Annotated in this window: 13 protein-coding genes; 6 read left to right on the top strand and 7 right to left on the bottom strand. The window is 70.1% G+C overall.

The features are described from left to right. The first annotated feature begins 7 nt into the window (after positions 1-7). From AB8M46_RS35135 to AB8M46_RS35125, 3 genes are read left to right on the top strand one after another with little or no spacing between them, the layout of a single operon-like run. Positions 8-925 carry an ABC transporter ATP-binding protein gene (locus AB8M46_RS35135; protein WP_125735755.1) on the top strand — a complete coding sequence of 306 codons (918 nt, stop codon included), beginning with the start codon at positions 8-10 and terminating at the stop codon, positions 923-925. Then, entirely contained in the window at positions 922-1962 is a 1041-nt protein-coding gene (locus AB8M46_RS35130; RefSeq protein ID WP_394362981.1) for an alpha/beta hydrolase family protein, read from the top strand. The genes AB8M46_RS35135 and AB8M46_RS35130 overlap by 4 nt, the downstream gene beginning before the upstream one ends. Further along, on the top strand, positions 1959-2705 hold the full coding sequence (locus AB8M46_RS35125) for an ABC transporter permease (protein WP_394362980.1): 747 nt from the start codon (positions 1959-1961) through the stop codon (positions 2703-2705). The genes AB8M46_RS35130 and AB8M46_RS35125 overlap by 4 nt, the downstream gene beginning before the upstream one ends. 187 nt (positions 2706-2892) lie before the next feature. Here the strand turns inward: AB8M46_RS35125 and AB8M46_RS35120 are convergent, their stop codons facing one another. After that, positions 2893-3438: a TetR/AcrR family transcriptional regulator gene (locus AB8M46_RS35120; RefSeq protein WP_360094021.1), complete on the bottom strand. Its 546-nt coding sequence runs from the start codon at positions 3436-3438 to the stop codon at positions 2893-2895. Between the two features lie 43 nt (positions 3439-3481). Between AB8M46_RS35120 and AB8M46_RS35115 the strand changes: the two genes are divergently transcribed. Beyond that, on the top strand, positions 3482-4603 hold the full coding sequence (locus AB8M46_RS35115) for an FAD-dependent monooxygenase (protein ID WP_394362979.1): 1122 nt from the start codon (positions 3482-3484) through the stop codon (positions 4601-4603). On the opposite strand, the gene AB8M46_RS35110 is transcribed toward AB8M46_RS35115, so the two are convergent. Both AB8M46_RS35110 and AB8M46_RS35105 read right to left on the bottom strand, forming a co-directional pair. Further along, positions 4548-5222: a response regulator transcription factor gene (locus AB8M46_RS35110; RefSeq protein WP_073847963.1), complete on the bottom strand. Its 675-nt coding sequence runs from the start codon at positions 5220-5222 to the stop codon at positions 4548-4550. The two genes, AB8M46_RS35115 and AB8M46_RS35110, sit on opposite strands and share 56 nt — an antisense overlap. Beyond that, complete coding sequence (locus tag AB8M46_RS35105) at positions 5197-6777, bottom strand: histidine kinase (RefSeq protein ID WP_394363112.1); 1581 nt, start codon at positions 6775-6777, stop codon at positions 5197-5199. Before AB8M46_RS35105 ends, AB8M46_RS35110 begins: the two co-directional genes overlap by 26 nt. 139 nt (positions 6778-6916) lie before the next feature. Here AB8M46_RS35105 and AB8M46_RS35100 point away from each other — a divergent pair, with 139 nt between their 5' ends. Continuing rightward, entirely contained in the window at positions 6917-7126 is a 210-nt protein-coding gene (locus AB8M46_RS35100) for a hypothetical protein (protein ID WP_016331662.1), read from the top strand. Next, the gene (locus AB8M46_RS35095) at positions 7123-7881 is read left to right on the top strand and encodes a hypothetical protein (RefSeq protein ID WP_394362978.1); all 759 of its coding nucleotides are present in this window, start codon (positions 7123-7125) and stop codon (positions 7879-7881) included. The genes AB8M46_RS35100 and AB8M46_RS35095 overlap by 4 nt, the downstream gene beginning before the upstream one ends. Before the next feature lie 25 nt (positions 7882-7906). Here AB8M46_RS35095 and hutI read toward each other — a convergent pair whose 3' ends face one another. From hutI to hutU, 4 genes are read right to left on the bottom strand one after another with little or no spacing between them, the layout of a single operon-like run. Further along, the gene (hutI, locus tag AB8M46_RS35090) at positions 7907-9073 is read right to left on the bottom strand and encodes an imidazolonepropionase (RefSeq protein ID WP_394362977.1); all 1167 of its coding nucleotides are present in this window, start codon (positions 9071-9073) and stop codon (positions 7907-7909) included. Next, on the bottom strand, positions 9061-10365 hold the full coding sequence (locus tag AB8M46_RS35085; protein WP_394362976.1) for a formimidoylglutamate deiminase: 1305 nt from the start codon (positions 10363-10365) through the stop codon (positions 9061-9063). The genes hutI and AB8M46_RS35085 overlap by 13 nt, the downstream gene beginning before the upstream one ends. Next, positions 10362-11558, bottom strand: coding sequence for an allantoate amidohydrolase (locus AB8M46_RS35080; protein ID WP_394362975.1), 1197 nt, complete (start codon positions 11556-11558; stop codon positions 10362-10364). The genes AB8M46_RS35085 and AB8M46_RS35080 overlap by 4 nt, the downstream gene beginning before the upstream one ends. Next, complete coding sequence (hutU, locus tag AB8M46_RS35075; protein WP_394362974.1) at positions 11555-13207, bottom strand: urocanate hydratase; 1653 nt, start codon at positions 13205-13207, stop codon at positions 11555-11557. Before hutU ends, AB8M46_RS35080 begins: the two co-directional genes overlap by 4 nt. Position 13208: the final 1 nt, after the last annotated feature.

Below are 13208 nucleotides of genomic sequence, written 5' to 3'. Positions count from 1 at the left end.
GACGCGGATGATCACGCTTCGAGGACTCACGAAGCGCTATGGCGAGAAGACGGTGGTCGATGGGCTGACCTTCGCCGTCGAGCCGGGCAAGGTGACCGGTTTCCTCGGTCCCAACGGCGCGGGCAAGTCGACGACCATGCGGATGACGCTCGGCCTCGACGCGCCGGACGACGGTGAAGTCCGCATCGACGGCAAGAGGTACGAGGACCTGCGCTTCCCGCTGCGCGAGGTCGGCGCGCTGCTGGAGGCGAAGGCGCTGCACCCCGGCCGGAGCGCGGGCAAACACCTTCTGGCGATGGCGCGCAGCAACGGGATCCCGGCGAGCCGGGTCGACGAGGTGCTCGCGACGGTCGGCCTCAGCGACGTCGCGGGCAAACGCGCCGGAACGTTCTCCCTCGGCATGGGGCAACGGCTCGGGATCGCCGGCGCCCTGCTGGGTGACCCCGGCGTGCTGATGTTCGACGAGCCGGTGAACGGGCTCGACCCCGACGGCGTCCGCTGGGTGCGGCACCTGATGCGTTCGCTCGCGGAGGAGGGCCGCACGGTGTTCGTGTCGAGCCATCTGATGAGCGAGATGCAGCTGACCGCGGACCGGCTCGTCGTCATCGGCAAGGGGAAGCTCCTCGCCGACGCGCCGGTCGACGAATTCATCGCGGGCAATTCGCGGACCTCGGTCGTGGTGCGGGTGCCCGCCCCCGCCGATCTGCATGTCCTCGAACAGCGCCTGCACGCGCTCGGCGCGACCACGGAAGCCGATCAGGGCGAACTGGTCGTGCACGACCTGCCCATTCATCTCGTCGGTGACGCGGTGCACGAACTCGGGATCCGCGTACACGGGCTGACCGAACGGACCGCCTCGCTCGAACAGGCGTACATGGAACTGACCGCGTCGTCGGTCGAATACGGAACAGGAGTCGCGGCATGAAGTCACTCGTGGTCATGGTGGCGGTGATCGCCGGCCTGCTGGGGGTGCCGGCGGCCGCGTCGGCGGAACCGGCACCGGCGCTGTCGCTGCCCGCGCCGGACGGCCCGTTCCCGATCGGGCTGCGCACGCTGCATCTCACCGATCAGCGGAGAGCCGATCCCTGGGTGCCCGAAAAGCGCCGCGAACTGATGGTCAACGTCTGGTACCCGGCCGTCCCGATCGGCCGTGCGCCGCTGTACATGACCAAGGCCGAGTCGGCGGCCGCGGTCGCCGGGCGGAAGCTCGACCTGCCGCCGGACGCGCTGAGCAAGGTGCGGGTCCACTCACGGGAGAACGCGCCCTCCCTGCCGGGACGGCGTCCGCTGGTGGTGCTTTCGCCGGGTGCGGGCAACAACCGGATCACGTTGACCTCGGTGGCCGAACACCTTGCCGCACAAGGTTTCGTGGTCGCCGGGGTGGACCACGCCTACGAAGCCTGGGCGACGGAATTCCCCGACGGGCTGCGCCAGTGTGTCGCTTGTGGACTGTCGGGTGAACCGTGGCCCTCCGCGATCGCGAACCGTGCCGTGGACACGACGTTCGTCGTCGACACGCTGCTGAAGGACCGGCGCTGGTCGATCGACGCGACGAAGATCGGGATGGCCGGTCACTCCGCCGGTGGTTCGGCGACCGCCGCCGCGATGACCGCCGACCGGCGGATCAAGGCGGGCGTGAACGTCGACGGCCCGTTCTACGGCGACGTCTCGATCGACCGGCCGTTCCTGCTGCTGACCAGCCCGACCGGCGAGAAGTACTTCCGCGCGTCCTGGGACGAGACGTGGCCGCGGCTCACCGGCCCGAAGAGGCAGGACCTGGTCGAGAACAGCGGCCATTCGTCGGTGACCGACGCGGCGATCCTGATCGACCAGCTGGGACTGCGCCCGCAGCTGCCGCCGACCGAGATCGAAAACCAGTACGGCTCGATCGACTCGCGGAAGGCGCTGGAGTTCTTCCGTGCCGAGCTGACCGGCTTCTTCAAGCAGTGGAGCGCACGATGAACACGATCTCTTCGGAATGGACCAAGTTCTGGTCGGTCCGGTCGACCTGGTGGTGCCTGATCAGCGGGATCTTCCTGATGCTCGCCTACTCCGCGGGGATGGGTTTCTCGCTGAGCGACGGCAGCAGCCGTCCGATGGCGGCGCATTCCGTGGTGGCCGGCGCGGCGTTCTACCTGACGCAGTTCGCCGTCGTCGCGCTGGCGACGCTGTTCATCACGAGCGAATACGCCAGCGGCAGCATCCGCTCGACGCTGCAGTGGGTCCCGGTGCGGAACCGGGTCCTGATGGCGAAGTCGGCCGTCCTGCTGCCGGTGCTGTTCGGCTACGGCGTGCTGAACACGCTCGCCGGTGTGGCGGTTTCGGCGCCGCAGATCCCCTCGCCAGACTCCTCTGTGGGCGAAGTGCTCGGGACCGCGGCCGGGATGGGCGCCTACTTCGCGCTGCTGGGCCTGCTCTGCCTCGGGCTGGGGACGGCGCTGCGCTCGACGGCGGGGACGATCGTGACGGTGTTCGTGCTGCTGGTGATGATCCCGATGTTCGCCGGTTCGCTGGGCGCGGAAGACCTCGTGAACTACTTCCCCGGCTTCGCGGGCGTCAACGCGATGGTCACTCCTGGGCAGCGTAATCCGATCTTCGGCGGCATCGCGCCCTACGCGCCTTGGGTCGGCGTCGCGCTCTGTGCGGCTTGGGCTGCGGCCGGGCTTGCGACCGGTTCCACCGTGCTGCGGCGGCGCGACGCCTGACGGGGAGCAAGGGACCTTTGCTACCACCCGCGCCGGCCGCACGTCGCGAAAGCCACTTTCAGGACGTCAGATGTCCCGAAAGTGGCTTTCGCGACTTCTCGCTCCAGGACCGGCGCCCCAGGTGGCAGCAAAGGTCCCTTGCTCTCTTTCCGCAGGTCAGCCCCCAAGTGGTAGCAAAGGTCCCTTGCTACCCCGCCACCCCGAGCCCCGCCAAAACCTCCCGCGCCCCCCGCGTCAGCTCCTCCAGCCCCGGCGGCCGCAGCGACCCCGTCCCAGCCAGCGCGTCGAAGACCGTCCCCTCCAGCCACGCTACGAGCACCCGCGCGTGCCGCTCGGGCTCCGCCGATCCGCACGCCGTGAGCACCTCCGCGCACCGTCGCCGGATCACCAGCCCACCCCGGTCGTAGGCCTCCCGCAGCTCCGGCCGCCGCGTCGCCTCCAGCGCGAACTCGTACCGCGCGAGCATCCGCGTCCGCCCCTTCGTGATCGCCGCGTGCGCGAACCCCGCCACGTACTCGGCCAGCTGCCCGGGCGGCGGGTCGAGGGTGACCTCGTCGAGTTCGACCATGCGCGAGATCGCCAGCTCCAGCAGCGCCGCCCGCGTCCGCGCGTAGTACGAGGTCGAACCCGGCGGCAGCCCGGCGAACCGGTCGACCGCGCGATGCGTCAGCCCCCGCATCCCCTCGGCCGCGATGACCTCGATGGCCGCGTCCCCGATCGTCGCCTTTCGCACTCTACAAGTGTAGTAGTACTCTACAACTGTAGAGGAGGTCGACATGCGCGAAGCGATCGTGATCGGCGGGGGAATCGGCGGACTGAGCGCCGCCATCGGGCTGCACGGCATCGGCTGGGAGGTCACCGTCCTCGAACAGGCACCGGCACTCACCGCCGCCGGCGCGGGCATCTCCCTGTGGCCGAACGCGCTGCGTTCACTCGAGACGCTGGGCGTGCACCTCGGCAAGCTGCGGGAACAAGCGTCCGGCGGTCTCCACGACCGCGACGGCCGCCGCATCACCCGTTGGGATGCCGAGGCGTTCCGCCGTCATCACGGCCGCCCGCTCGCCGCCATCCACCGCGCGGATCTCATCGGCGCGCTCCACGACGCCCTTCCCGAGGGTTGCGTCCGCACCGGCGTCGAGGTCACCCGCCTCGACGACCTCGACGCCGACGTCATCGTCGCCGCGGACGGGATCCACAGCATGGCCCGGCAGCAGCTGTGGCCACGACACCCCGAACCGGTCTACAGCGGCAGCACGGCCTTCCGCGCGGTGACCACCCTCCCTCATCCCACAGAACTCAGCACGAGCTGGGACGACGGCGCCGAGATCGGCGTCATCCCGTTGCACGACGACAGCGTCTACTGGTGGGCGAGTTACGTCGCCGAAGCGGGCGTCCGTCACGAGGATCCGAAGTCGTATCTGCGAGACCGTTTCGGCGGCTGGCACGACCCCATTCCCGAACTCATCGAAGCGACCGCGCCCGAGACGCTGCTCCACCACGATCTCTACCTGTTCGGCACTCCCCTGCCCTCATACGTGAAAGGCCGCGTCGCGCTGCTCGGCGACGCGGCCCACGCGATGCCGCCGTTCCTCGGCCAGGGCGGCTGCCAGGCGATCGAAGACGCCGTCGTCCTCGCCGCCGCGCTCAGCATTACCGAAGACGTCGACGCGGCATTGAAGAGTTACGACGAGCAGCGCCGCCCGCGCAGCCAAGGCGTTGTGAAAGCCTCGGTCCAGGCGGGAAAAGTCGGGCCGCAGCTGCGCAATCCGCTCGCCGTGGCCGTCCGTAACGGCGTGTTCCGGCTGCTCCCCGGCGCGCTCACCGCACGCATCGGCGCCGGCGTCAGCGGCTGGACTCCTCCCGTCCCCCGCCGACCAGCCCCGCCTCATACGCGGTGATCGCGGCCTGCACCCGGTTCCGCGCGCCGAGCCGGTTGAGGATGGTGCTCACGTAGGCCTTCACCGTGCCCTCGACGACGAACAGTTTCGCGGCGATGTCCGCATTGGACAGTCCGGAACCCAGCAGCGCCAATACTTCCTGCTCACGCGGGGTCAGTTTCTCGATCAGCGCCTTCGCCTCTTCGGCTCGGGACACCTGATTGCCGGAGAAGCGCGCGATGACCCGCTGTGCGACCTTCGGCGAAAGGAACGCCGCCCCACCAGCGACCGCGTGGATACCGCCGAGCAGCTCGCGGGGATCGCCGGATTTCAGCAGGAAACCGCTCGCGCCCAGGCCGAGCGCGCGTTCGATGTAGGCGTCCTCGCCGAACGTCGTCAGCATGATCACGCCGACCTCGGGCAGCAGCCGCCGGATCTCCTCGGCCGCCTTGAGCCCGTCCATGACCGGCATCCGGATGTCGAGGAGCACGACGTCCGGCCTGGTCGCGCGGGTCTGCTCGACGGCTGCGCGCCCGTCCTCGGCCTCCGCGACCACCTCGATCCCGGCGTCCGCGGCCAGGATCGCCGACACCCCGGCGCGGATCATCGCCTCGTCATCGGCCAGCACCACCCGGATCATCCGGGTCCCCCTTTTGCTCGTCTTCACTGATCAAGTCCTTCGCCACGAGTTTCCCCTCGGCGAAGCACAGCCTGTAGGCCTCGTAGTTCAAGTTGAACACGCTGCGCTCGGTGCCGTAGTACTCGCATGTCGCCCCCGGCGGCACGGGGGACTCCACCGTGCGCGGTCGCGCGATCCGCTGGCCGCTCGGCAAAAGAGAGGCGATTTCCGCGCGGGTCTGGCCGACGTGGATGCGGGCGTAGTCCCCACCGGGGAGTTCGGAGCCGTACCACTGCACCAGGAACACGGCCCCGCTGATCCCGACCACCACGCCGAAGAGCCCCATCGGCACGACGATCGCCTGGATCAGGCTGCGCCGGACGTCCCGGCGGGCGCGCTCCAGTTCCCTCGCCGACGTCGACTGCCCAACCTCCGCGTCCATCGCCGCCTGGCTCTCGGGCGATTCCTCCGACGGCGCCGCGTCGTGCGGCAAGGTCGCGCTGACCTCGAATCCGCCGTCACGGGGACCTGCCCGCAGAGTTCCGCCGACGAGACGCACCCGTTCGCGCAGGCCGATCAGCCCGCGTTTGCCCGATGCCCTGCCCGGCAGCGGTCCCGCGGGCGGCGCGGAGTTGGTGACCACGACGTCCGTCTGCCCTTCGGACCGCACGACCCGGACCGTGACCGCGGCACCCGGCGCGTGTTTCACCACGTTCGTGACCGATTCCTGGACCACGCGGTACGCGGCCCGGTCGACCATCTGCGGCTCGCCCTCGAGCGGTTCGTCCACTGAGGACTCGATCAGCACGCCCGAAGCCCTGGTCCGGTCGAGCAGTTCGTCGATGCTCTCGTGCACCGGCTCGGTCGGCGCGTCGTCCTCACGCAGGACGCCGATGATCTCGCGCAGCCGTTCGGTCGCCGTCGCGGCGCTCTGCCGCAGCTCGCCCGCGGCCCGCCGCTGTCGTTCGTCGAGTCCGCCCGCGACCTCCAGCGCCGCCGCGCGCACCGCGATCAGGCTCAGCTCGTGGCCCAGCGAATCGTGCATGTCACTGGCGATCCGGGTGCGCTCGCGCAACCGCGCGCGATCGGCGACGAGCCGCTGACGGCTCTCCATCTCCTCGGCGCGACGCCAGCCGTCACGTGCCATGTCCTCACGCTGCCGGACATACCTGCCCAGCAACCACGGCGTCACCCCCGCGAAGACGAGGACGCCGAGCAGCGCACCCCAGGACGCGAAGCCGTCCTTGCTCCACAGCAGCGCGACGGGGACCGCAAGCACCGAAACAGCGGCGAAGAGGCGCAGCATCGGCTTCGCGACCGGCTGCCGATAGCCGGCGAGGTAACCGACCGCGACGAGGACGAAGCCTTCCCAGATCGGCACCCGGCCGCCGAAGCTGCCCATCACCACGAAACTGGCCACCATCGCGATGGCGAGCGAGACGAGCGGATACCGGCGCGCGGTCGCGATCGCGGTGGTGGTCGCGGCCAGCCCGGCGAGCAGCTCCCAGTGCCTCGTGCTGGATCCGGCGTCGATGACCACCCAGCCGCAGAGCCCGAGCCACAAGGCGACGTCCATGACCAGCCGTCGCCCACGCCGTACGGGCTCCTCAGCGTCCTTCACACGACAGGACGCTACAAGCCGCGACGAGCGGTCCGCCATGGACGAAAGTAAAGGTCCCCTGCTTCCCCGGCCCGATGAGGCATGATGATCGACCATGGCCGAGCGCACACTCACCGGTCAGCTAGGCGGTCCTGTCCCGGCAGGCATCGAAGCGCTGGCCGACCACGAGAAACAGGACCTCTCCGACGCGTTGCGGGACGCGCGCCACCGCCAGGCCAAGGCCTTGGCCGAAGCGGGCGAAGAGGGGCTGAAGTACGTACCCGCGCTTCTGCGCGGCGCCGTTCGGAAGGTGGTGGGCCTGTGACCACCGAAAACTTCGCTTCGCAGGCGGAGATCCTCAAACTCGCCCGCGTCCTCGGCACCACCCCGGAACGGCTCTCGTACCTGGAGAACGTCGACGCCGCCGAGCTCCAGGCGTTCCGCGAGCAGGTCACGGACACGCTGTTCGACGCCAACCTCGCCGCCCTGGAGCGGATGGCGATGGCGAGCAAGCTCGTCCCGAGCCCGATTCTCGCGAAGATCGCCGAGAAGGTCTTCGGCCCGCTTCTGTGCGCGCGGATCGCCGGGCTGGTCGACGTCTCCCGGGGCGTCGATGTCGCGAAGCGGCTGAAGCCGCCGTTCCTGGCCGACGTCGCGGCCGAACTGGACCCGCGCCGGGCGAGCGCGATCATCGCGCGGATCCCGCTCGACACCGTGGTCGAGGTGGCCGGTGAGCTGGTGCGCCGCGAGGACTGGATCACCGTCGGCCGGTTCGTCGGTCACCTGCCCGATCCGACGGTGCGCCGGGCGCTGGCCGTCATCGGTGACGAGGCGCTGATCCGGATCGCGTTCGTCCTCGACGACAAGAGCCGGATAGATCACGTCCTCGGGCTGCTTCCCGAAGCCCGGTTCCGCGGTCTCCTGGGCGTCGCGGCCGCCGACGAGGACCTGTGGGCGCCGGTGCTCGATCTGCTCACACACCTGAGCGAGAAGCGGGTCGAGCAGTGGGCCCACCTGCTAGACGAGCTCCCGCCTGCCTTACGCGAACGCGTCCAGGAGACCCTCGGCCAAGCCTCCTGACCCGCGGGGGAGCAAGGGACCTTTGCTACCACTTTGAGGCGAAACCGCTGGTCAGACGCCTTCCGCGCCGCCACACCCCAGCCGTCAACGGCACCCCGGGCCGGTACGCGAGGTGCGTCGTCGAAGGTGCCTCCAGCACGTGAAGGTCGGCACGCGCCCCAGGCCGCACGAAGCCCACGTCGTCACGCCGCAGAGCGCGGGCACCGCCCGCCGTCGCCGACCACACCGCCTCGTCGATCGTCATCCGCATCTGCAGCACCGCGGTCGTCACGCAGAACGCCATCGACGTCGTGTACGAGCTGCCCGGATTCGCGTTGCTGGCCAGCGCCACCGTCGCCCCGGCGTCGAGAAGCCGCCGCGCCGGCGCCAGCGGCTGCCGCGTCGAGAGATCGCACGCCGGCAGCAAGGTCGCGACAGTGTCCGAAGCAGCGAGAGCCTCGACGTCCGCTTCGCTCAGGTAGGTGCAGTGGTCGACACTCGCCGCCCCCAGCTCGACGGCGAGCCGCACACCCGGCCCCTCCCCCAGCTGGTTCCCGTGCACCCGCAGCCCGAGCCCGCGCTCCCGCGCCGCCTTGAGCACCCGTCCGGACTGCGCCTCGTCGAACGCGCCGGTCTCGCAGAACACGTCGGCCCACCGCACGAGCGGCGCCACGGCGTCGAGCATGTCACCGCACACCAGGTCCACATAGGACTCCGCGTCCGCACCCGGCGGCACCAGATGCGCCCCGAGGAATGTGACCTCGTCGGCCACATCGGCCGCGATCCGGGCCGAACGAGCCTCGTCTTCGACGTTGAGCCCGTATCCGGTCTTCGTCTCCAGGCAGGTCGTGCCCTGCCTCGCCGCTTCGTCCACGTGACGCCGCAGGTTCGCCGCCAGCTGCTCGTCGGAAGCTGACCGCGTCGCGTCCACCGTGACCGCGATGCCCCCGGCGCTGTACGCCTTCCCGGCCATCCGCGCCTCGAACTCGGCCGTCCGGTCCCCGGCGAAGACCAAGTGCGTGTGACTGTCCACCCAACCGGGCAGCACCGCACGCCCTTCGACGTCGACCCGCTCATCCGCGTCGGGCGCGTCCGCCGCCGCACCGACCCACGCGATCGCTTCGTCCTCGATGACGACGGCCGCGTCGCGGAGTTTGCCCAGTTCGGCGTCGTTCGTCGTGAGCTCGCCGATTCCCGTGATCAGGACTGCCACAATGCCTCGATCTCCTTGGCCAAGACCGTTTCCGGCCGGTCGATCAGCTGATGCGCGCCGTCGCGGACGATCTCACGCCCGGCGACGACGACGTCCCGTACGTCCGCACCCGAAGCGGCGAAGACCACGCCGGACGGCTCGATCCCCGCGGTCCGCACCGACCCGAGGCCGACCGTGACCAGGTCCGCGCCCGCGCCCGGAGCCAGCGCGCCGACCTCGTCCCAGCCGACGGCGCCGTGATCCGTCGCGGCAGCGAGCAGTTCCTCGGCGGTGAACCGGCCGCGTTTCTCGCTGGCGAGCCGCTCGTTCAGTTCCAGCGCCCTGGTCTCCTCGAACGCGTCGACCACCGCGTTGCTGTCGCTGCCGATCGACAGCCGCACCCCCGCGTCCAGCAGCGTCCGCGCGGGGCCGATGCCGTCGCCGAGATCCCGTTCGGTCGTCGGACAGAAACAGGCGCGACTCCCCGCCTCACCGAGCCACTTGATGTCCCCTGGCGTCAGGTGCGTCGCGTGCACCGCGGTGAGCCGCTCAGTGAGCACACCGTGGTCCCAGAGCAGCCCTGTCGGAGTCCAGTGATAAGCCGCCATGCACTGCTCGTTCTCGGCCCGCTGCTCGGAAAGATGGATGTGCAGCGGACGATCCTCGGGCGTCCCGTTGTCCACTTCGGACAATTCGTCTTCGGGGACGGCGCGTACCGAGTGAATCGCGCCCCCGACCCGGAACGTCCCATCTTCCCGCAATTCGCCGACTCGTTGCGCCCACTTGGTAGCGGTCCCGTCGGAGAACCGCCGCTGCACCTCGTCGGGTTCGACGCCGATCCCGCCCGCGAGGTAGCACGTGTCGAGCAACGTCAGCCGGATGCCGGCGTCCCTGGCGGCCTGCCGCAACGCCTCGCCCATCGCGTTCGGCTCGGCGTAAGGCTTTCCGCCCGGCGCGTGGTGCAGGTAGTGGAACTCGCCGACGCTCGTGTACCCGGCCAGCACCATCTCGGCATAAACCCCGCGCGCCAACCGGTAATACGAGTCCGGATCCAGCCGGGACGCGAGCGAGTACATCCGCTCGCGCCACGTCCAGAAGGTCCCGCGGTCGTGGTGCGTCCGCCCGCGCAACGCACGGTGGAACGCGTGCGAGTGCCCGTTCGCGAAGCCCGGCAAGGTCAGTCCATTCAGGACAGTCCCTTCGTGAGGCGCGTTCGCCGTCACGGAAGCGATCTTGCCGCCGTCGACCTCGATCCGGACGGCGTCGGCGATCCCGTCCGGCAGCCAGGCGCGTTCACACCAATATGTCGTCATGTCGACAGTTTCTCCAGGACGTCCGCGAGCGCGCGGGCACCGTGGTCGACGTCCTCCGCTTCGGAGAACTCCTCCGGGGAATGGCTGATCCCGGTGGGGTTACGCACGTAGAGCATTCCGGACGGGACGAACCCGGCGAGGATCGCCGCGTCGTGTCCGGCGCCGGTCGGCAGTTCCGGCGGCCCGCCCAGCCAGGTGCCCAGATCACGGCGCAGCGCGTCGTCGAAGATCACGTCGTCGGAGTACGACTCCCTGGTGACCTCGACGCGGCACCCTTCCTGTCCGGCCGCCTCTTCCGCCAGTTTCGCGATTTCCGCGACCAGCTCGGGCGTATCCGTGCCCGGCACCCGCGCGTCCAACCACAGGTCCACAGTGGACGCGATTACGTTCGTCCCGCCGGGAACCGGCACGAGCCTGCCGACGGTGGCCCTCGCGTCAGCGGTCGCCTTCGCCAGTTTCCGCACGGCGAGCACGGTCTCCGCCGCCGGGATCATCGGGTCACGACGATCGCCGATCAGCGTCGCACCGGCGTGGTTTCCCTGCCCCTGGAAGGAGAACCGCCACCGTCCGTGCGCGATCACCGTGTTGCCGACGGCGACCGGCGAACCGAGGTCGATCAGCCCGCGCCCCTGCTCCACGTGCAGCTCCAGGAACCGCCCGATCAGCCCGAGCCGCTCGGAGTCCCGGCCGATCCGCTCGGGATCGAGGCCGGATTTCGCCGCCGCTTCGGCGAACGTGACACCGTCCGGGTCACGCAGGCCGCGTGCCTTGTCCGCGTCGATGGTCCCGGTCAGCAGGCGCGAGCCGAGGCACGGCACGCCGAATCGGCCGCCCTCCTCTTCCGCGAACACCACCACCGCGAACGGCTTGGCCGGACGGAATCCCTTGGCCTGCAAGATCTCCACCGCGTCGAGCGCGCTGGCGACACCCAGCGGACCGTCGAAGGCGCCGCCGCCGGGCACCGAGTCGAGATGGCTCCCGGTGACGACCGCGTCCGGACCGGGTGTTCCCCACCAGGCCCAGATGTTGCCGTTGCGGTCGGTCTCGACGCCCAGTCCCAGCCGTCCTGCGCGCTCGACGAACCACGCGCGCAGTTCGGTTTCGGCCGCGTCGAAGGCGTGGCGGGAATAGCCGCCACGCTTCGGGTCGCGGCCGACGTCCGAAATCTCCTCCAGCAGCGAGGACGCGGTCACTCGGCGTCCCGCATCGGCACCCGCACGCCGCGCTCGTCGGCGACGTCGGCGGCGCGGTCGTAGCCCGCGTCGACGTGCCGGATGACGCCCATGCCGGGGTCATTGGTGAGCACGCGCTCGAGTTTCTGTGCCGCCAGCGGGGTTCCGTCGGCCACGCTGACCTGGCCCGCGTGGATGGAGCGGCCCATGCCGACGCCGCCACCGTGATGGATCGACACCCAGCTGGCGCCCGACGAGGTGTTGACCAGCGCGTTCAGCAGCGGCCAGTCGGCGATCGCGTCGGAACCGTCGGCCATGCCCTCGGTCTCGCGGTACGGCGAGGCGACACTGCCCGAGTCGAGGTGGTCGCGGCCGATGACGACCGGCGCCTTCAGCTCGCCGCTGGCGACCATCTCGTTGAACCGCAGGCCCGCGAGGTGCCGCTCGCCGTAGCCGAGCCAGCAGATCCGCGACGGAAGCCCCTGGAAGGCAACGCGTTCCCCGGCGAGCCGGATCCAGCGCGCGAGGGATTCGTTCTCCGGGAACAGTTCCAGCATCGCGCGGTCGGTCGCCGCGATGTCCTCGGGATCGCCGGACAGCGCCGCCCAGCGGAACGGGCCGTTGCCCTCGCAGAACAGCGGGCGGATGTAGGCCGGCACGAATCCCGGGAAGTCGAACGCGCGCTCGCAGCCGCCGAGTTTCGCCTCGCCGCGCAGGGAGTTGCCGTAGTCGAAGACCTCGGCGCCCTTGTCGAGGAAGCCGAGCATCGCGTCGACGTGCTCCGCCATCGACTCGCGGGCGCGTTCGGTGAACTCGTCGGGCTTCTTGTCCGCGTAGTCCTGCCACTCGTCGACGCCGATTCCCTTGGGCAGATAGGAAAGCGGGTCGTGCGCGGAGGTCTGGTCGGTGACGATGTCTACCTCGACGCCACGGCGCAGCAGTTCGGGCAGCACCTCGGCGGCGTTGCCGACGACGCCGACGGACAGCGCGCGCTTCTCCTTCTTGGCGGCTTCCACCCGGCGGATCGCGTCGTCGAGGTCGTCGGCGACCTCGTCGAGGTAGCGGGTCTCGACGCGGCGGTGGGCACGCTGCGGGTCGCACTCGATGACGAGCGCGACACCGTCGTTCATCGTGACCGCGAGCGGCTGCGCGCCGCCCATGCCGCCGAGACCGGCGGTGACGGTGAGCGTGCCCTTGAGGCTGCCCCCGAACCGCTTCTTCGCGACGGCGGCGAAGGTCTCGTACGTGCCCTGCAGGATTCCCTGCGTGCCGATGTAGATCCAGGACCCCGCGGTCATCTGGCCGTACATGGTCAGGCCCTGGGCCTCCAGCCGACGGAACTCCGGCCACGTCGCCCAGTCGCCGACGAGGTTGGAGTTCGCGATGAGCACGCGCGGCGCCCATTCGTGCGTGCGGAACACGCCGACCGGCTTGCCGGACTGGACGAGCAGCGTCTCGTCGGCGTCCAAAGTGGTCAGTTCGCGGGTGATCGCGTCGAAACTGGCCCAGTTGCGGGCGGCCTTGCCGGTGCCGCCGTAGACCACCAGGTCCTCAGGGCGCTCGGCGACCTCGGGGTCGAGGTTGTTGTGGAACATCCGCAGCGCGGCTTCGGTCTGCCAGTTCTTCGCGGTGAGCGTGGTGCCTCGGGCGGCACGGACCGTGCGGGTCATG

The sequence above is a fragment of the Amycolatopsis sp. SB7-3 genome, from assembly GCF_041021335.1.
Taxonomy (GTDB): Bacteria; Actinomycetota; Actinomycetes; order Mycobacteriales; family Pseudonocardiaceae; genus Amycolatopsis; species Amycolatopsis japonica.
This window is presented reverse-complemented; position numbering and strand designations above follow the sequence as displayed.

Excerpts from the sequence above, each read along its gene's own strand:
- AB8M46_RS35135 (WP_125735755.1), top strand. The coding sequence starts at position 8 with ATGATCACGCTTCGAGGACTCACGAAGCGCTATGGCGAGAAGACGGTG.
- AB8M46_RS35130 (WP_394362981.1), top strand. The coding sequence starts at position 922 with ATGAAGTCACTCGTGGTCATGGTGGCGGTGATCGCCGGCCTGCTGGGG.
- AB8M46_RS35125 (WP_394362980.1), top strand. The coding sequence starts at position 1,959 with ATGAACACGATCTCTTCGGAATGGACCAAGTTCTGGTCGGTCCGGTCG.
- AB8M46_RS35115 (WP_394362979.1), top strand. The coding sequence starts at position 3,482 with ATGCGCGAAGCGATCGTGATCGGCGGGGGAATCGGCGGACTGAGCGCC.
- AB8M46_RS35110 (WP_073847963.1), bottom strand. The coding sequence starts at position 5,222 with ATGATCCGGGTGGTGCTGGCCGATGACGAGGCGATGATCCGCGCCGGG.
- AB8M46_RS35105 (WP_394363112.1), bottom strand. The coding sequence starts at position 6,777 with ATGGACGTCGCCTTGTGGCTCGGGCTCTGCGGCTGGGTGGTCATCGAC.
- AB8M46_RS35100 (WP_016331662.1), top strand. The coding sequence starts at position 6,917 with ATGGCCGAGCGCACACTCACCGGTCAGCTAGGCGGTCCTGTCCCGGCA.
- AB8M46_RS35085 (WP_394362976.1), bottom strand. The coding sequence starts at position 10,365 with ATGACGACATATTGGTGTGAACGCGCCTGGCTGCCGGACGGGATCGCC.
- hutU (WP_394362974.1), bottom strand. The coding sequence starts at position 13,207 with ATGACCCGCACGGTCCGTGCCGCCCGAGGCACCACGCTCACCGCGAAG.